Below are 16,665 nucleotides of genomic sequence, written 5' to 3' on the forward strand. Positions count from 1 at the left end.
GGCCGGGCGGGGTCTGGAACTGCGACTCCACCGGTGCCGGGTCGGGGCCACCCATCAACTGCGCCAGCGACTCCGGGGTGAGCAGCCGCTCGGTGTCGTGGCCGGGCTGCACGCCCTGCATCCCAGGTGCGGTGATCCAGCCCGGCTGGGTGTTGCGGTGCGAGAACGGGGTGTCGGGCACCCAGATCCCCGGGACAGTGGTGTCCTTGTATCCGGGCGGCGGCTGCAGCCGGGGCTCGGAGTAGGCGATCTCCTTCGGTGTGGTGAACGCGCTGTTCCAGATGTTGATACCGAACGGCAGATAGTTGAACTTGATCGCGTCGGCGATCGGCGCCAGGTATTCCGCGCACAGCTCCGCGGAGTCCTGGTAACCCAGCCGGCTGCCGGCCTGAATCGCGCTACACAGGAACTGCATCGGGTTCGCGAAGTTTGCGATAACCGGGTAGCTGAGCACCATGCCCTGCGCCGGGTGGTAGATCTCGTCCACGCCAGCCAGCACGTTCGGCAGGATGTGCAGCGCGGTCTCGAAACCATCCAGCGCTTCCGGTTGCGTGATGGCGGTGGTCACCTGTTCCACGTTGTTGATGCTGTGCACCAATGGCTTTGCGTTCTGGTTGAGGAACGCCTTGACGATCGTCATCGTCGCGTAGAACTGGTCGGTGGCGGTCGCCAGTGCCTGGTCGGTGCTGTTCAGGTTGCTGGCGAACTTGGCCAGATCATGGTTCAGCGCGACGAACTGCTGGTCGTTGTGGTCCAGCGCCTTGACGAACAGCGACAGGCTGCGTACCACCGCGAAGAAATCACCCCGGCCCTTGTTCAGGGCGGTCAGCGCGTCCGACAGGCTGTTGAAAGCGGTGTTGAGCTGCGTGCCCTTGCCGGCCAGCCCGTCGGCGAAGGATTCGATGGCGTCACCGATCGGGCCCTTGGGCTGCTCCGCCGTCGGCCCCAGCTTGTCGATGATGTTGGTGACATCGTTGCGCAGCGTGTCCCATTCCACCGGGACCTCGGTACGCTCCTCCGGGATCACGGCCTTGTCGGCCAGCACCGGCCCGCCCCGGTACGGCGGCTCCAGCTGAATGGTCCGCGACGCGACCAGAGTCGGGTTCAAGATGATCGCCTTGGCGTCGGCGGGCACCTTGTACTTGTTGTTGTAGTGCAGGGTGACTTTCATCTTGTCGCCGGCCGGCTCGATCTTGTCGATCGCTCCCACCCGGACACCCATGATCTGCACCGCGTCACCGGGGTACAGCGCGTCGGTCTGTGGGAAGTAGGCGACGAGGCTGGTGCTGTTCAGCTTGCGAAAGAGCTGCACTCCTCCGAAGCCGGCAACGAGGGCCAGCGCCAACAGCAGCGACCCGACGATCACCGTCGTCCGCGATCGCTCCGGCAGTCGCAGGTTGCGAACATCAAAGACGGTACTCACGGACGCTCACTCCCTCTTGCGCCACCGCCGCCACCGGGCTGGCTGTTGCCGCCTTCACCAGGCGTGATGAACGGTGCCGGTAGCTGGTTGCCGGGTCCAGGCGGAACAGGCGGACCGGGTGCCCGCGGTGCCGGTGGGGGTGCCGCGCCCGGGTTGGCGGGAGCCGGACCGGCGACCGGGCCCATCGGCTCCGAACGCCCGCCCGGGTTGGCGTCGGGCATCGGAACCGGCGTGCCCGGCACCACCGGCGGCGTCTCGCCCGGACGACCCGCGATCGAGATGCCCGGCGACGACGGGATGCCGTCCGGGTTGGGCGGCGAGACCAACACATCGGTCGGCCCCGGGTACGGTCCGCTCCGTCCGAACGGGCCGTCGTTCGGGTCCAAGTTGGCGCATGGCAGCGGGTTGCCCGGAGTCGGGAACATGCCCGCGGCAGGTGCGTACGAGCACGGCGAACCGGGCGCGACGGCCGGCCCGGGGTGCTCGGGGGTGCCCTCAAGCACCTGCGGAGCGGGCGGCGGTGCACCATTGGCGAACCGATTTCCGTTCGGGTCGGGGTAACGGAACTCCGGCAGGCCGGCGTTGCGCCAGAATTCCTCGGGCGAGATGCCACGCTTCTTGAACGCCGCGTCCACCCAGGGCTGCAGGATCCAGTACGGGATCAGGTTCAGCGTCGAGACCTTGAAGTAGGGGCCCGATGCCATCGCCTCGTTCACGATCGTCAGGTACCTGCCCAGGATGGTGAACATCTCCCGCAGGTCATCCTGGCGCCGCACCAGCATGTCGGTGATGGTGGAGGCCTCTTCGAAGACGTGGTTCAGATCCAGACCCGGATTGTCGCGGACCAGGCCCTGAACCTGTTCGCCGAAATAGGCGATGTTGCCTAGCAACGCCGAGATCGCCTGGCTGCGCTGGTTCACTGCTGCCGAGAGGGTCTGAGTATTGCGCAGCAGCGCGTCGATCTGGTTGCTGCGGTCACCGATAACGCTCGCGACCTGGTTGGTCTGTGCCAGCAGGTGAGTGATCTCGTCGTCACGTTTGCCGATGGTGTCGGAGAACCTCGCGACGCCGTCGAGCGCGTCGCTCAGGTCCGGGTAGGTCTGATCGACCGTCTCCGACAGCACCTTCAACGACTTCTTGACCGTGTCGATGTCCCAGCCGGAGGCGGCCTTGGTGGCGTCGAAGACCGCATCGTAGAGCTGGTAGGGGGTGGTGCTCTGGCCCAACGGCAGCACACCCTGCGGCGCTATGCGGCGCTCACCCTTGGGCTCGATCGACAGCACCTTGCGGCCCAAGATGGTGTCGGTCTTGACCCCGATCCGGCTGTCGCTGCCGATCGGGTTGGCACCGACCGAGAACTTCACCAGCACGTGGTCGCCCTCGATCGACAGATCTTGTACCTTGCCGACGTCCACGCCGGAGATGCGCACCTTGTCGCCGGCGTTCAGGCCGCCGCTATCGGAGAGCTGTCCGAAGTAACTCGGTTCGGCGAAGAGCATCGGCACCGTGGTGAAGGTCTGCCCCACCAGGGTTACCAACGCCACTGTGGCGACACCGATGATGCCGATCCGTGCCCGGTTGGGCGGTTCCAGAGTCCTCACTGAGGCGTGCACCTCCCCGTCGGTTGCTGCCACAACCGAGCGTTTCGCACCGGCCCGCCCGGCTGCAATCCAGGAAGCTTGATAGTCACGTCGCAGAGGTAGAAGTTGAAGAAGTCACCGTAGACACCGGTGCGCCCGATCAGCTTCATCGCCTTAGGAATCTTCTGCAGAATCTGGTCGACATCGTCGAGCCGGTCGGGCGGCTCCGGACCGGCCACCGGGAACAGGCTGTGCAACTGCGTGCGGTTGTCGGCCAGCAGATCCGCCAGATTGCCGGCGGCGTTACCGAACTCCGCGGTGCCGTTCGCCAGCGGATCGGCGTGGCTGTTCAAACCCTTGACCAGCTTGTCGAAGTTGTCGACCGTTTCGTCGAAGGTCTGGCGATGCCGGACCGCGGTGTCCAGCACCACGTTCAGGTTCTTGACGACCTCGCCGATGGCCGCGTCGCGGTCGGCGATGTGAGCGGTCAACTGAGCGGTCTGCTCCAGGATGTCGTTGATGGTGCCGCCTTGCCCCTGGAAGACCGTGACGATGGTCGAGGCGATGGTGTTGATCTTCTCCGGGTCCAACGCCCGGAACACCGGCTTGAATCCACCGATCAACGCGTCCAGGTCCAGCGCCGGCTCGGTCCGGGAGGCAGGAATGAATCCGCCCATGGGCAGCCGCTGATCGGCACCCTCACCTTCGCCGCGCTTGAGCTCCAGGTAGCGGTTGCCGATGAGGTCGTCGTAACGGATCTGCGCGGTGGTCGACTGGAACAGCGGCAGTGATCGGTCGACGTCGAAGTCGACCACGGCCCGACGACCTCCGTCGACCAGCCGGACCTTTTTGACCTTGCCGATCTCCACGCCGGAGGCGCGCACGAACTGCCCCTGACGCAGGCCGCTGGCGTTGCTGAATTCGGCGGAGTACCGAGCCGTCCGGTCGAACCGGATCTGCCCGAAGACCACGACGAGGCCGACCGTGAAGAGCAGCAGCACCGAGCCGACGGCACCGAGTTTGAGGGCGGTTCTGGTGATGTTCATGGGTTAATCGTGTATTCCCCGACTTGGCGACCCCAGATGTAATCAACAGCCAGGGGCGATCCGGTTTCAAAGTGGTTGAACGGCGCTTGGCTGACTCCCGTGTCGGCGACCAGGTAAGGCGCCGGCCAGAAATCGTGAGTGATCTCCTGCCAGCAGCCCGGCGCACCGCCGGGGCCACCGCGAGCGTTGTAACGCGGCAGGTTCTCGGGATAGATGTACGGGTTGGCCGGTCCGACCAGCTCACTGTTGGTGGCGAGCGAGTAGCCGTCGCCGCCGAGGAAGTCGTAGACCTTGGGTGCGCCCTCGGCGAGGTTGCGGATGGCGCAGAACAACTCCGGGCTGTACTCGTCCAGCAGTGCCGACACCGGGACCAGGTCGGAGAACTGCGCACGGAAGTACGGCCCGAACCGCTGGGTGACATCCGCCCCGAGGTTGCCCACCCCGGCGGCGCCCAGCAACGCGGCGTCCAGTTCCTTCTGCTGGTTGGTGATCGTCTTGACGGTGACGGACGAGGAGTCCAAGAAGCCGATCAGATCCGGCGCTCCGTCGGCGTAGACCTCGGCCAGGGTTGCGAAGCCCTTGAGGTCGCGACGGAACGAAGGCATCCGTGCGTTGACGTCATCGAGAATCGCGTTGCCGTTGACCAGCGATTCGCCGAGCTTGTCGCCCAGCCCGGTCAATGCCTCGGCCGCGGCGTGCAGCGTCAGATTCAGCTTGATCGGGTCGACATGCTCGGACAGGTTGTTGATGGTCTCGAACAGTGTGTTGAGCTCCGTCGTCACCGAGGTCGCGATGATGTTCTTGCTGGTGATGCGTTCCCGCGCCGGGTGTTCCGGGGCGGTCAGCGACACGTACTTGTTGCCGAACAGCGTGGTAGCCAGAATGTCGGCTTTGACGTTGGACGGGATCAGCTTGAGGTACTTGGGGTTCACGTCGAGGGTGAACTTGGCGGCCGGCTTGTTCTCGTACTCCGTCGGCGCGATGTTGGCCACCCGCCCGATCTGGACGCCGTTGTAGGTCACCGGCCCGCCCGGGTCCATCACCAGACCGGCGCGCGGCGCCACCATGGTCAGCGGCGTCGTCTTGGTGAAGTGCCCGCGGAACTGCCCGTACACCAGCGCCGCGATCAGCGCCAGGACCCCGAGGGTCACCAAGCCAGCCAGCCGGAACGGCGGGTTGTGCACCTTGTTCTGCTTCCCGGTTGCCATGCCAGTCACATCGTCAGGTTGAAGTTGGGGTCGACGCCGTAGAGCGCCAACGCTGCGAGCAGCACAACTGTGGGCACCGTGATCAGGGACAGTCGCATCGACTGGCCCACCGCGGCGCCGACGCCGACCGGACCTCCACTTGCGTTGAAGCCGTAGTAACAGTGCGTGACCATCACCACGATCGCGATCAAGATGGTCTCGATGAATGACCAGAACACGTCGTCGGGTCTCAGGAATGTTCGGAAGTAATGCTCATAGGTTCCCGACGACTGGCCGAAGAACAACGTGGTGACGATCTGCGGCGAGGCGAACGCCATGATCAGTGCCAGCGCGTACAGCGGGATAATCACCGTGAAGCCGGCCACCACGCGAGTGGACACCAGGTAGGCGATCGAGTTGATCCCCATCACCTCGAGGGCGTCGATCTCCTCGCTGATCCGCATCGCGCCGAGTTCGGCGGTGGCCCCCGCGCCGACCGTGGCAGCCAGGGCGATGCCGGCGTTGACCGGGCCCACCACCCGGACGTTGACCAGGGCCGCGGCGAAACCGGTGTAGGTCTCCACCCCGATGTTGCCCAGTGAGGTGAAGCCCTGGATGGCGATCAGCGAGCCGCCGGCCAGCATCACGAAGCCCATGATGGCGACGGTGCCGCCGATCACGGCCATGGCGCCGGTACCCATACCCAGCTCGGCGATCAGGCGCAGCGTCTCGGTGCGGTACCGGCGCAGCGCCCACGGAATCTGCCGCAGCGCGGTCAGCGAGAACCAGCCGAGCCGACCGCTCCTTTCCAGTGAGCGGCCGGCCATCCCGACATAGCGTTGATAGTTCGCGACCAGCCCGGGAAAGCGGCTGCGCACCACTGCCGACGTCGACATCTCAGGTCCCCGTTCCGAACTTCACGCCGATGGTGGTCAGCACCACGTTCACGGCGAACAACGCGAGCACGCAGAGCACCACGGTCTCGTTGACGGCCGTACCGAGCCCTTTGGAGCCGCCGCGAACCGTAAGTCCGCGATAACAGCCGACCAAGCCTGCGATAAGTCCGAACACGCTGGCCTTGACCGTCGAGATGACCACTTCGGGCAGGCCGGTCAGCAGGGTCAGCGTGGACAGATAGGCGCCGCCGGACACGTTCTGCAGGTAAACGCCGAACAGGAAGCCGCCGGCCAAGCCGATCACGATCACCAGGGCGTTGAGCAGCAGTGCGACCACGGTCGCCGCGATCACCCGGGGCACCACCAGCCGATGGATCGGATCGATACCGAGCACCTCCATCGCGTCGATCTCCTCGCGGATGGTGCGGGCGCCCAGGTCGGCACAGATCGCGGTCGAACCGGCACCGGCGACCACCAGCACGGTGACCAACGGCCCCAACTGGGTGACGGCCGCGATGCCCGCGCCCGCCCCGGAGACGTCGGCGGCGCCGAACTGCGCCAACAGGATGTTCAGCGTGAAGACCAGCAGCACGGTGAGCGGGATGGCGACCGCGATGGTCGGGATGATGGCGACGCTGGTGATGAACCAGCCCTGCTGGAGCGTCTCGCGCCACTGGAACGGCCGTACGAAAAGCGCCCGGGCGGTCAGGACGCACATCCGGAAGAAGCCGCCGATCATCACCATCGGCGGTATCAGCCGATCCCGGACGAAATCAGACAGCCGGGGACGCGCCGGAGCCGTCACGACACCCCCCTCACCGGACACCCTGCACCACGACGCAGCAAGGAATCGCGTCGCACAGTGTGTTCTCCCGTCCGTCGTTCAGCGAGACCCGCGTCACCTTATCGACCCAACGTGCCGTGGGCGACCATCGGACCATACCTGATGGCTCCGTGAGAGGGGCATCGAATCGGTGGATAACGCGCGGCTTCCTACCGGAGAGTAACGTGCCGCGACCTCAATCATCGCGCGGTGCCAGCGGTATCACCTGCGACGTCGCCCGGCCCGGATCCCGCAGCCGTCCCGTAGCGAATCCGCAACTCGGTCTTGAGCACCTTGCCCGCCGGGTTGCGCGGCAGGGCATCGACGATCTCGAGGGCCTTGGGGTGCTTGTAGCGCGCCAGCCGCTCGGTCAGGAAATCGTCGAGATCCGCCAGGGCCAGGCCGGGCCGCGACAGCGCGGCGACCGCTACCGGTACCTCGCCCCAGCGCTCGTGCGAGCGGCCGATGACGGCGACCTCGGCGATGTCGGGGTGGTCGGCCAGAACGTTCTCCACCTCGGCGCAGTACACGTTCTCGCCGCCGGAGATGATCATGTCCTTTTTGCGGTCCACCACCCAGACATAGCCTTCGTCGTCCATCCGCACCAGATCCCCGGAGTGGAACCAGCCGCCGGCGAAGGCCTCCGCGGTGGCCTCCGGGTTGTTCCAGTAACCGCTCATCAAAGTGGGCGCCCGGTAGACGATCTCGCCCACTTCGCCGACGGCGACGTCGTTCATCTGCTCGTCGACGACCCGGGCGGTGACGGTCGGGATGACGGTGCCGACCGATCCGAGCTTCCGCACGGCGTCCTCCCCCAGCAGGATGCAGGTCACCGGGGACATCTCGGTCTGCCCGAACGCCGCCAGGATCTTGGTGCCGGGGAAGGTCTCGGCCATCTCGCGCAGCAGCGCGTCGGAAGCCGGCGCCGCGCCCCACGACATGGTCCGCAACCGGATGTCGCGCGGGTTGGCCCGCTGTTGGGCGCAGACCGCCTGCCACTGCGCCGGCACCAGGAAGATGCCGGTGACCTTTTCGGCCGCCAGCACGTCGAGCAGTTGGCCGGCGTCGAAAGCTCCGAGCGGATTGATCACGGTCGGGATGCCCAGCCACATGCCGGGCAGCAGATTGCCGACACCGGCGATGTGGAAGAACGGCACCCCGATGAAGGCGACATCATTGGTGCCGGTCCCGGCGGTGTGCAGCGCGGTCATCGTCTGGCCGACCAGGTTGGTGTGGGTGAGCACCGCGCCCTTGGGCCGGCCGGTGGTTCCCGAGGTGTACATGATCAGGGCCGGTGAGTCGTTGGGAATGTCCACCGGCGAGTGCGGCGCTCCGGTCTCGCTGATCAGGTCCTCGTAGGCGATCAGGTCCGCAGCGCTGTCACCGGCCACAACCACCGTCTCCAGCAGCTCGGTCTGCGCTCGCACACCCTCCACCACCGGCACCAGCGCCGGTTCGGTGATCAGCACCCGCGCCTCGCAGTCGGTCACCAGATAGGCGATCTCCGGTGGGGTGAGCCGGAAGTTCACCGGGACGGCGATCCCGCCCAGCATGTTCGCGGCCAGCACCGACTCGACGAACTCGGTGCGGTTGAGCATCAGGATCATCACCCGGTCGCCGGCGCGGACACCGCGGCGGCTGAGCGCGTCGGCCAGCGCGACGACCCGCTCCCGCAACTGCGCCCAGGTCGTGGTCTGGCCCAGGAACCGCAGCGCGACAGCGTCCGGTTGCATCAGCGCGTGCCGGTCCAGCTGATTGACCCAGTTCTGCCGCCGAGCGCGGTAGGGCTGCTCGGCGGGATCGACTGTTGCGTGGCTCAATTCGGGTCTCCCGCTTCGTGATGGCTTCGCCCTGCTGGCGCCGCTAACCCGAGGCCAGTGCCTCGGCGCGCTGTTTGAGATTCTCGGCCAAGTAGTCCAGCGCGTTGTTGAACGCTTTCTTGAGCATCGGCTTGGGCACCGACATCTCCGTCTCGATGTTCATGTCGACGGTGAGCAAGGTGGTGGGGCCGATCTCGACCACCGAGAACAGCTGCTCCTGCTTGCTGAACAGATCGCCCTGCTGGAGCACCGTCTGGATCTGAGTGGCGCTGGGGTAGTACACGGCTTGGATGAAGGTGCCGTCGAAGCCGGAGTAGGAGGCGTCCAGTCGCAGCTGACTGGGCCGGCCGTCGTCATAGCGGGCCAACACCCAGATCCCTTTGACCTCTTCGTTCCACTGCGGGTACGCCTCGAAGTCGGCAACGATCCCCATGATCGTGGCGGCGTCGGCGGCGACTTCGACGGTCTTGCTCACGAGCGGCACCCGCCGAGCATAGCCAGCGGGCGAAACGCCGCCGAGTCAAACCTGGGCTGTGGCCAGCAGAGCACGGATGCCCGCGGGGATCGGCACCGGCCGGCGGCTGGTGCGGTCGACGTAGACGTGCACCCAGTGTCCGAGCGCCGCCAAGGGGGCGAGTTCCCCGCTGTCGTCCGGGGCCCGGAACACCGCGAGCCGGTAGGTGACGCTGCTGCGCCCCAGCCGGGTGACCGCCAGCCCGACGGCGAGCCGGTCCGGAAAGCCGAGTTCGCCCAGGAATCGGCAGCCCGACTCTGCGACCACCCCGAGCTCCGGCATGGCGACCGGATCAAGGTCTCGGACATTGGCGGCGATCCAGCCGTTGATCGCGGTGTCGAACAGCTGGTAGTACACCGCGTTGTTGAGGTGGCCGAACATGTCGTTGTCGGCCCAGCGGGTCAGCACCGGCCAGTGCACCGGAAAGTCGTGGCTGGTCAGCCCTTCCGGCGCCGGCGGGACCGCTGCGTCCGAACTCATGGTTGTATTCCAGCATGATCACCATCCGCGGGGCGGTGCTGGAGCGGATCGGGGCGTCTCGCCCGTATTCGGCCTCGCGCCCGCTGGCGGTGACCGAGGTGGAGCTGGCTCCACCCGGCGCGGGTGAACTGCTGGTGCGGGTGGAGGCGGCCGGGGTCTGTCACTCGGATCTGTCGGTGGTGGACGGCAATCGGGTGCGGCCGGTGCCGATGCTGCTGGGCCACGAGGCCGCCGGCATCGTCGAGGCCGTCGGCGCCGACGTCACCGGGGTGCGGCCCGGGCAGCGGGTGGTGCTGACGTTCCTGCCCCGCTGCGGCAACTGTCCGGCCTGCGCCACCGACGGTATGGCCCCGTGCCAGCCCGGCAGCGCCGCCAATGGCGCGGGCACCCTGCTCGACGGCGGGATCCGGCTGCACCGCGCCGGGCAGACCGTCTACCACCACCTCGGGGTCTCCGGGTTCGCCACCCACGCGGTGGTGAGTGCGGCCAGCGCGGTGCCGGTGCCCGACGACGTCCCGCCGACGGTGGCCGCCCTGCTGGGTTGCGCGGTGCTGACCGGTGGCGGCGCGGTGCTCAACGTCGGCCGCCCGGCACCGGGTGACACCGTCGCCGTCGTCGGACTCGGTGGGGTCGGGATGGCCGCGGTGCTGACGGCGCTGGCCCACGATGAGGTACGGGTCATCGCGATCGACCGGCTGGCCGACAAGCTCTCCGCCGCAACCGCTCTGGGCGCTCACGCCACCTACACCCCGCAGCAGGCCGTCGACGAGGGGGTGCGCGCCCCGGTGGTGATCGAGGCGGCAGGTCACCCGGCCGCGCTGCAGACCGCGATCGACGTGACCGCCCCGGGTGGTCGCACCATCACCGTGGGCCTGCCGCCGCCGGATGCCCGGATCAGCCTGTCGCCGTTGGCCCTGGTCGCCGAGGGCCGCTCGTTGATCGGCAGCTACCTGGGTTCGGCGGTGCCCGCCCGTGACATCCCCCGGTTCGTCGAGTTGTGGCGGTCGGGCCGGCTGCCGGTGGAGCGCCTGGTGTCCTCCACCGTGCCGCTCGAGCAGATCAACGAGGCCATGGACCAGCTTGCCGACGGCACCGCGGTGCGTCAGATCATCACGTTCTGATCTGCAGACACTGCCCGCCGTCCACGACGAGCTCGGCACCCGTGATGAACGCCGCGGCGTCCGACACCAGGAACGCCACCGCGTCGGCCACCTCGCCCGGACGGCCGAGGCGGCCGGTCGGCGACACCGCGGCCAGTCGCTGCTGGGTGGTGTCGTCGAGCATCGGCGTGGCAATCGGCCCGGGAAACACCGCGTTGACCCGGATTCCGGCCGAGGCGAGCTCGGCGGCGACGGTCTGGGTCAGGCCGCGCAGCGCCCATTTCGACGACCCGTAGGCGCTGTGTTGCGGAAACGGGCGGATCGCCCCGGTGCTGCAGGTGTTGACGATGGCCGCGCCGCCCGCACCGCGCAGTTGGGTGAGCGCCGCCTGGATTCCCAGGAAGGCCCCGAGACAGTTGACCCGCCAGGCGTTCTCGAATCTTTCCGGCGTCTCGTCGGCGATGGCCGCACGGTGCAGGGTGCCGGCGTTGTTGATCAGCGCGGTCAGCGCCCCGAACCGCTGCACAGTGGCGGCGACGGCGGCCTCCCATTGCTCCCGGCGGGTCACGTCCAGCCGGACGCCGATCAGCTGGTCGTCGGCCCGCGCGGTGACGGCGGCGTCCAGTTCGGTTTCGTCGATGTCGCAGGCGGCGACGGCGAAGCCGTCGGCTCGCAACCGTTCGGCGATCGCCCACCCCTGGCCGCGGGCGGCACCGGTGACCAGGGCGACGCGGGCCGGACTCATCTGCCCTTCGCCTCCTCGAGGTGCTCAAGAACTCCGCGCCGCAACGCCTGCGCCTCGGCTGCCAGCGTGATCATCTGGTAGCCCAGCCCGGCCAGCGCCGCTCCCGCCGCACCGGAGCCGCCGTGTATCCCGGCGATCACCCCGGCGTCGGAGGCCGCGCGCCGGATTCTTGTCATCGCTTCGCGCAGGTCGGGGTGGGTGGTGGCCTGGGCGACGTCGACGCCCAAGGAGATCGCCAGGTCGGCGGGTCCGACGTAGATGCCGGCCAGACCGGGAACCGCGCAGATGCGCTCCACATCGGCCAGTGCCGCGGCGGTCTCGATCATCGCGAACACGTCGGCCCGCGATTCCAGGGCGGCCGGGTCGTGGCCCAGTCCGGGCCGCAGCGGGCCGAAGCTGCGCACGCCCGCCGGTGGATAGCGGGTGGCGGCCACCGCGGCCGCCGCCTGTTCGGCGGTCTCGATGAGCGCGATGATGACCGCGTCGGCCCCGGCATCGAGCACCCGGCCGATCGGCGCCGGATCGGCATTCGGCAACCGCACCGCCTTGGCGATCGGCAGGTGTTCGACATGCCGCAGCATGACGGCGATCTCGGCGTCGTCGAGGTAGCTGTGTTGAGCGTCGAAGCCCACGTAGTCATAGCCCGCCCGGCCGAACTCCTCCGGACCCAGCGCGGTGGGCCCGGTGACCCAGCCGCCCCAGAGCGGTGTCCGGTCCGCCAGCGCGGCACGCAGCGCCGAGGTCATCCGACCATCGCGATCTTGACCCGCTCCGGTACCGGGCGGGCCGCCAGCTCGAACGCGGCCTGGGCCTCATGCGGGGTGAAGACATGGGTGACGTAGTTGCCCAACAGTTCCGGATGCTCGGCGGCGAACTTGCCTGCGGCTTCCAGCATCCGTCTGCGCTCCTGTGTGACACCGGATATCAACGTCAGATTGTTGCGCAGCATGGTGCGCATGCTGATCGGGTAGCTGTCGTCATCGGGCACACCGAAGTAGAAGACCGTGCCGCCGGGCGCGACGGCTTCGATCGCGTGCCCCAGGGTGGCGACCTGGTGGCCAACCGCCTCGATCACGATGTCCGGCCGGTCACCGGCATCCAGGTGACGTACCCACCTGTCGCTGGGGGACTGCACCACGGTGTCAACGCCGAAGGCGGCGGCGACATCTCGGCGGTCGACCGGGTCCACACCGGTGACCCGGCGCGCACCGGCAGCCTTGGCCACGGCGCTGAACAGCAGACCGATCGAGCCCTGCCCGATCACCGCCACATGACGATCGGCCAGCTCGGTACGTTGCGCAACGGCTTCAATGGCATAGAGCACACACGCCAATGGTTGCAGCCCCACCGCGTGCGCGGGCGGCAACGCCGGGTCGTATGTCGCGAGTCCCTCGCCGTCGCTGATCACCCGCTCCATCAGGCCGTCGAAACCGGACGCCCAACCCACGAGCCGGTCTCCGGGCCGGTGCTGCGGGTGCCGGCTGACGATCACATCCCCAACGATCTCGTGGATGGGGAAGCCCACCTTCTCCGCCGCGCCGGCGCCGTCGTCGCCGGGCAGCCTGCCCTGCGCGCCGCGGAAGGCCGGCAGGTCACTGCCGCACACCCCGGCCGCGACGAACGCCAGCAGCACCTGCCCCTCACCGACCTGCTGCTCGGTGAGGTCGGGAACATCGATCTGCTCGAACTCATACGGCGCGATCAACCGCTGGGCCCACATGGTCCTCAGACCTCCACCGGAATGCGGTTCCAGCCCCACTGGAAGCTGGACGGAAGCCTGGTCGCGCCGTCGTCGACAATGCGGTAGTCGCCGACCCGGCGCAGCCATTCCTGGACCAGGACGGTCACTTCGAGCCGGGCCAGGTGGTAGCCGATGCAGAAGTGCTGTCCGCGGCCGAAAGCCAGCGACCGCTTTATCGGCCGGTCCCAGTGGAATTCGTCAGGCTCGGGGTACTGACGCTCATCGCGGCTGGCCGACGCCAGCAGCGTGATGACGCGCTGGCCCGGCTCAATGGTCGTGTCGTGCAGGGCGAACGGCTTACGGGCGGTGCGCGCGAACCACTGCGCCGGCGCGCAGTAGCGGATCATCTCCTCGCGCGCCAGCTCCGCGTTGGCCGGATCGGCTCGCACCGCGGCCAGTTGATCGGGTCGGCGAGCCAGCTCCCACAATCCGTGCGCGACGATCTTGGGCACCGTCTCGGTGCCGCCGATGAAGATGCACAGCAGTTGCGTTGCCGCTTCGATGTCGTCGAGCTCGCTGCCGTCCGGCAGCCGGTAGGCCAGCATCCCGTCGACGATCGACAGTTCGTCTTGGCCGCCGGCGGCGCGCCGGCATTGCACGGCCGGGACGAGGTATTCCAGGTAGTTGGGCCGGGCCGCGGCGGTGTCCACCCCGCTGCCGGCCTGCGCGAGGCTGCCGGCGTTGACCGCCGCCAGCACCTCGGCGGCGAAGTCGATCGGAATGCCCAGGAGTTCGCAAACCACCTGGGCCACCACGATTCCGCCGTAGTCGCAGGTCAGATCGAAACTTCCGCGGGGCAGCAGCTCATCGAGACGCTGGTTGGCCAGGGTGCGGATCCGGTCCTCCCAGTCGGCCACCGACCGGGGCCGGAACGCCGGGGACTGCAGCCGGCGGATGTCGTCGTAGATCGGCTTGTCGAAGACGGCGTGGAACGGCAGCGGGTGCAGCGGTGGATCCGGCACCGGGCCGCTGTTGTGCTGTGCCAGAACGTTGGTCGCCGGCAGTGTTCCCTCGGAGGCGACAAAGGTGCCGTCACTGACCGCCAGCACATCCCAGATGTCGTCGAATCGGGAGAGCGCGTACAGATCCCACTTGCCGACGTAGTACACCGGGTGGTGGTCGCGGAGCACGCGGTAGTACGGCAGTGGGTCGGCCATCACGGCCGGGTCGAACGGGTCGTAGGAGAAGTCCGGTGCCGCGATCGTTGTCACGTTGCGGCTCGTTGCAGCGGGGACGGAGGCAGTGCCTGCAGGATCGAGTCCTCCCAGCCGTCCCGCAGGGCGGGCGCCACGCTCATCCAGGTGACGATCTCCGCGGGCGGGTGATCCTTCCAGGACGGGTAGTGCTCGGCGAAGCAGTCCCAGCCGCCGTCGAGTGCCCAGTAGTGGATGACTTCGTTGAAGCGGAACGTGGTGGTGAAGGAACCGAGCCAGCGTTTGCCGGTGCGCTCCGACCACGGCACGTAGAGCCGTTCCAGCTCCCGGATGTAGTCGTCCTGCCGGCCGGGCTTGGTCTGCATGATCTCCTGAATCACCAGGGTCGCATCGAAGTCGGCCGCGCACAGCTGGGACAGGGTCTTGTTCTGCGCGGCCGGGTACATGATGCGGCCCTCTCCCGCGGCGCCGATCCCGGCGAGGTACGCCGCCCACTCGGCGGTCCGGTGGGATTGGCTGCCGCCGCGGCTCTGCGCCTGCCCGATCCGGGCGTAGTCGGCGAACGCGTCGATCTCCCAGATGACGGTGACCTGTGGCCAGTGGCCGTTGTAGGGGGTGGTCTCCCACAGCGCGAACAGCCGAGCGCCCAGCTCGGTCATCATCGGCTGGTAGATCTCGGTGAAGGCCCGGGTGAAATCCTCGCTGAGGCCGCGGCCCAGATCGATCGTCTCGTGCAGGTACAGCAGTGTGTGGTCGTAGTGTTTGCGCATCAGTCGACCGGCACCAGATCGGAATTGACGGGCAGACAATGCTTCTGGTCACTGCGGAATATCTCCGGGCCGTCGGCCGAGGCGTCCGCCCCGGCGGCGGCCAGGGCCTGCCTCTTGAATGCCCGCCCCGCCACGGTGGGAAGGTGCTGCACCGTGCTGAGCCGCTGATCCACCGCCACCGGCCAGCGCTCACCCCACAGGACGACCTCGGTCAGGCTGCGGCGCAGCGCCAGCTGCACCCGCCGGCGGATCCGCGGGTCGGTGACCAACGCGTCGGCGAACACGGCCAGGCCGTGCCCGGCCGCGTCACCTTCCGGGACGGCCAGCTCGGTTTCCAGGTCCGCGGCGTGCACGCCCAGGATCTGCAACGGTCGCAGATTCTGATTCGGCGGCACCAGCACCTGCACGTCCCAACCGGTCGACGCGCGGTGATACAGCCACCCGCCGGCCCCGCGCACCAGGCCGGCGACGTCGAGGGCGATGACATCAAGGCGGTAGCGCAGATACTGGTCCTCGGGCATCGGATCCAGCGCCGCGGCGGTACTCGGCATCGCACCATCCCAGCTCGTCGTGAGAGTCTCAGGCGGCTCCACCGGCCGGACGAGCCCCGTCCGGCCGCGCAGCACAACTTCTCCGAGATATTACAGTTGGGGCAGAATTTGTAAAGCAACCGAGGAGGTGGGCTCAATTGAGTCTGGTTGCCGGGCACGGCCCGCTCAGCACCGAGCGGGCCGGGTGGTTCTCGCCTGAGATCACCGCGGATCTGGTGTATGTCGAACCGCACCCGCGCCGGGTGCGCGCGGTTCGCGGCGATCACACCGTGATCGACACCGAACACGTCCTGCTGGTGCATCGCCGCGGCGCACCGCTGAGCTACGCCTTCCCGGCAGACGCCGTCGGCGACCTGCCGCATCGGGCGCTGCCGGAGGCCACCGGGTACGTGCAGGTCCCGTGGGAGGCCGTGGACGCCTGGTTCGAAGAGGGCCGCCGGCTGGTGCACTACCCGCCCAACCCGTATCACCGGGTGGACTGCCGGCCCACCCGGCGCGCCCTGCGCGTGGAGGTCGCCGGCGTCTGCCTGGCCGACACCGACGACACCGTGATCCTGTTCGAGACCGCCTTGCAGCCGCGGCTGTATGTCGCTCCCGAACGGGTCCGCACCGACCTGCTGCAGGCGTCGACGACGTCGACCTACTGCAACTACAAGGGATACGCCAGCTACTGGTCCGCGGTCGTCGGAGACACCGTCGTGCCGGACGTGGCCTGGTGCTACCCGGACCCGCTGCCCGAAAGTACGCCCATCGCAGGGTTTTTCAGCTTCGATATGTCCCGCGTTGACGGCTTCGCCGAGCTGCCGGCGCCCGTCGGGCGCCCCAGCCCATAGCT

General features: G+C 67.9%; 17 protein-coding genes. 2 read left to right on the forward strand and 15 right to left on the reverse strand.

The genetic code is table 11. The features are described 5' to 3' along the window. The 9 genes from AWC16_RS15115 to AWC16_RS15155 all read right to left on the reverse strand — a co-directional run. A partial coding sequence (locus AWC16_RS15115; protein WP_085265702.1) for an MCE family protein occupies nucleotides 1–1,423 on the reverse strand: 1,423 nt, incomplete at its 3' end. After that, nucleotides 1,420–3,024: an MCE family protein gene (locus tag AWC16_RS15120; RefSeq protein ID WP_047320362.1), complete on the reverse strand. Its 1,605-nt coding sequence runs from the start codon at nucleotides 3,022–3,024 to the stop codon at nucleotides 1,420–1,422. The genes AWC16_RS15115 and AWC16_RS15120, both read right to left, overlap by 4 nt. After that, nucleotides 3,021–4,049 carry an MCE family protein gene (locus AWC16_RS15125; protein WP_085265573.1) on the reverse strand — a complete coding sequence of 343 codons (1,029 nt, stop codon included), beginning with the start codon at nucleotides 4,047–4,049 and terminating at the stop codon, nucleotides 3,021–3,023. The genes AWC16_RS15120 and AWC16_RS15125 overlap by 4 nt, the downstream gene beginning before the upstream one ends. Further along, entirely contained in the window at nucleotides 4,046–5,257 is a 1,212-nt protein-coding gene (locus tag AWC16_RS15130; RefSeq protein WP_085265574.1) for an MCE family protein, read from the reverse strand. Before AWC16_RS15130 ends, AWC16_RS15125 begins: the two co-directional genes overlap by 4 nt. A gap of 5 nt (nucleotides 5,258–5,262) precedes the next feature. After that, nucleotides 5,263–6,132 carry an ABC transporter permease gene (locus AWC16_RS15135; RefSeq protein WP_085265575.1) on the reverse strand — a complete coding sequence of 290 codons (870 nt, stop codon included), beginning with the start codon at nucleotides 6,130–6,132 and terminating at the stop codon, nucleotides 5,263–5,265. A 1-nt stretch (nucleotide 6,133) separates the two neighbouring features. Then, on the reverse strand, nucleotides 6,134–6,877 hold the full coding sequence (locus AWC16_RS15140; protein WP_109561438.1) for an MlaE family ABC transporter permease: 744 nt from the start codon (nucleotides 6,875–6,877) through the stop codon (nucleotides 6,134–6,136). 278 nt (nucleotides 6,878–7,155) lie between these two features. Next, entirely contained in the window at nucleotides 7,156–8,775 is a 1,620-nt protein-coding gene (gene fadD5, locus AWC16_RS15145) for a fatty-acid--CoA ligase FadD5 (RefSeq protein ID WP_085265577.1), read from the reverse strand. A gap of 43 nt (nucleotides 8,776–8,818) precedes the next feature. Then, entirely contained in the window at nucleotides 8,819–9,259 is a 441-nt protein-coding gene (locus AWC16_RS15150) for an SRPBCC family protein (protein ID WP_085265578.1), read from the reverse strand. 36 nt (nucleotides 9,260–9,295) lie between these two features. Further along, nucleotides 9,296–9,769 (reverse strand): acyl-CoA thioesterase, encoded by a 474-nt coding sequence (locus AWC16_RS15155; protein WP_085265579.1) that lies wholly within the window; start codon nucleotides 9,767–9,769, stop codon nucleotides 9,296–9,298. Nucleotides 9,770–9,783: 14 nt separating this feature from the next. Here AWC16_RS15155 and AWC16_RS15160 point away from each other — a divergent pair, with 14 nt between their 5' ends. Further along, entirely contained in the window at nucleotides 9,784–10,890 is a 1,107-nt protein-coding gene (locus tag AWC16_RS15160) for an alcohol dehydrogenase catalytic domain-containing protein (protein ID WP_085265580.1), read from the forward strand. Here the strand turns inward: AWC16_RS15160 and AWC16_RS15165 are convergent. Genes AWC16_RS15165 through AWC16_RS15190 form a run of 6 tightly spaced genes read right to left on the reverse strand, consistent with a single transcriptional unit; the run spans nucleotide 10,880 to nucleotide 15,830 of the window. Continuing rightward, the gene (locus AWC16_RS15165) at nucleotides 10,880–11,614 is read right to left on the reverse strand and encodes an SDR family NAD(P)-dependent oxidoreductase (RefSeq protein ID WP_085265581.1); all 735 of its coding nucleotides are present in this window, start codon (nucleotides 11,612–11,614) and stop codon (nucleotides 10,880–10,882) included. The genes AWC16_RS15160 and AWC16_RS15165 overlap by 11 nt on opposite strands. Then, on the reverse strand, nucleotides 11,611–12,360 hold the full coding sequence (locus tag AWC16_RS15170) for an HpcH/HpaI aldolase family protein (RefSeq protein WP_085265582.1): 750 nt from the start codon (nucleotides 12,358–12,360) through the stop codon (nucleotides 11,611–11,613). The genes AWC16_RS15165 and AWC16_RS15170 overlap by 4 nt, the downstream gene beginning before the upstream one ends. Continuing rightward, entirely contained in the window at nucleotides 12,357–13,334 is a 978-nt protein-coding gene (locus AWC16_RS15175; RefSeq protein WP_085265703.1) for a zinc-binding dehydrogenase, read from the reverse strand. The genes AWC16_RS15170 and AWC16_RS15175 overlap by 4 nt, the downstream gene beginning before the upstream one ends. A 5-nt stretch (nucleotides 13,335–13,339) precedes the next feature. Continuing rightward, entirely contained in the window at nucleotides 13,340–14,512 is a 1,173-nt protein-coding gene (locus AWC16_RS15180) for a cytochrome P450 (RefSeq protein ID WP_085265704.1), read from the reverse strand. 50 nt (nucleotides 14,513–14,562) lie between these two features. Next, on the reverse strand, nucleotides 14,563–15,279 hold the full coding sequence (locus AWC16_RS15185; RefSeq protein WP_085265583.1) for an NIPSNAP family protein: 717 nt from the start codon (nucleotides 15,277–15,279) through the stop codon (nucleotides 14,563–14,565). Then, nucleotides 15,279–15,830 (reverse strand): hypothetical protein, encoded by a 552-nt coding sequence (locus AWC16_RS15190; protein ID WP_085265584.1) that lies wholly within the window; start codon nucleotides 15,828–15,830, stop codon nucleotides 15,279–15,281. Before AWC16_RS15190 ends, AWC16_RS15185 begins: the two co-directional genes overlap by 1 nt. A 137-nt stretch (nucleotides 15,831–15,967) precedes the next feature. On the opposite strand from AWC16_RS15190, the gene AWC16_RS15195 reads away from it, so the two are divergent. Further along, nucleotides 15,968–16,663, forward strand: a complete 696-nt coding sequence (locus tag AWC16_RS15195; protein ID WP_085265585.1) for a DUF427 domain-containing protein — start codon at nucleotides 15,968–15,970, stop codon at nucleotides 16,661–16,663. Nucleotides 16,664–16,665: the final 2 nt, after the last annotated feature.

The organism is Mycolicibacter longobardus (assembly GCF_002102265.1).
In the GTDB taxonomy this organism is placed as follows: Bacteria; Actinomycetota; Actinomycetes; order Mycobacteriales; family Mycobacteriaceae; genus Mycobacterium; species Mycobacterium longobardum.

Coding starts and splice junctions, on each gene's coding strand:
- AWC16_RS15185 (WP_085265583.1), bottom strand. CDS start 15,279: ATGCGCAAACACTACGACCACACACTGCTGTACCTGCACGAGACGATC.
- AWC16_RS15160 (WP_085265580.1), top strand. CDS start 9,784: ATGATCACCATCCGCGGGGCGGTGCTGGAGCGGATCGGGGCGTCTCGC.
- AWC16_RS15175 (WP_085265703.1), bottom strand. CDS start 13,334: ATGTGGGCCCAGCGGTTGATCGCGCCGTATGAGTTCGAGCAGATCGAT.
- AWC16_RS15155 (WP_085265579.1), bottom strand. CDS start 9,769: ATGAGTTCGGACGCAGCGGTCCCGCCGGCGCCGGAAGGGCTGACCAGC.
- AWC16_RS15170 (WP_085265582.1), bottom strand. CDS start 12,360: ATGACCTCGGCGCTGCGTGCCGCGCTGGCGGACCGGACACCGCTCTGG.
- AWC16_RS15135 (WP_085265575.1), bottom strand. CDS start 6,132: ATGTCGACGTCGGCAGTGGTGCGCAGCCGCTTTCCCGGGCTGGTCGCG.
- AWC16_RS15180 (WP_085265704.1), bottom strand. CDS start 14,512: ATGGCCGACCCACTGCCGTACTACCGCGTGCTCCGCGACCACCACCCG.
- AWC16_RS15140 (WP_109561438.1), bottom strand. CDS start 6,877: ATGGTGATGATCGGCGGCTTCTTCCGGATGTGCGTCCTGACCGCCCGG.
- AWC16_RS15125 (WP_085265573.1), bottom strand. CDS start 4,049: ATGAACATCACCAGAACCGCCCTCAAACTCGGTGCCGTCGGCTCGGTG.
- AWC16_RS15190 (WP_085265584.1), bottom strand. CDS start 15,830: ATGCCGAGTACCGCCGCGGCGCTGGATCCGATGCCCGAGGACCAGTAT.
- AWC16_RS15165 (WP_085265581.1), bottom strand. CDS start 11,614: ATGAGTCCGGCCCGCGTCGCCCTGGTCACCGGTGCCGCCCGCGGCCAG.
- AWC16_RS15130 (WP_085265574.1), bottom strand. CDS start 5,257: ATGGCAACCGGGAAGCAGAACAAGGTGCACAACCCGCCGTTCCGGCTG.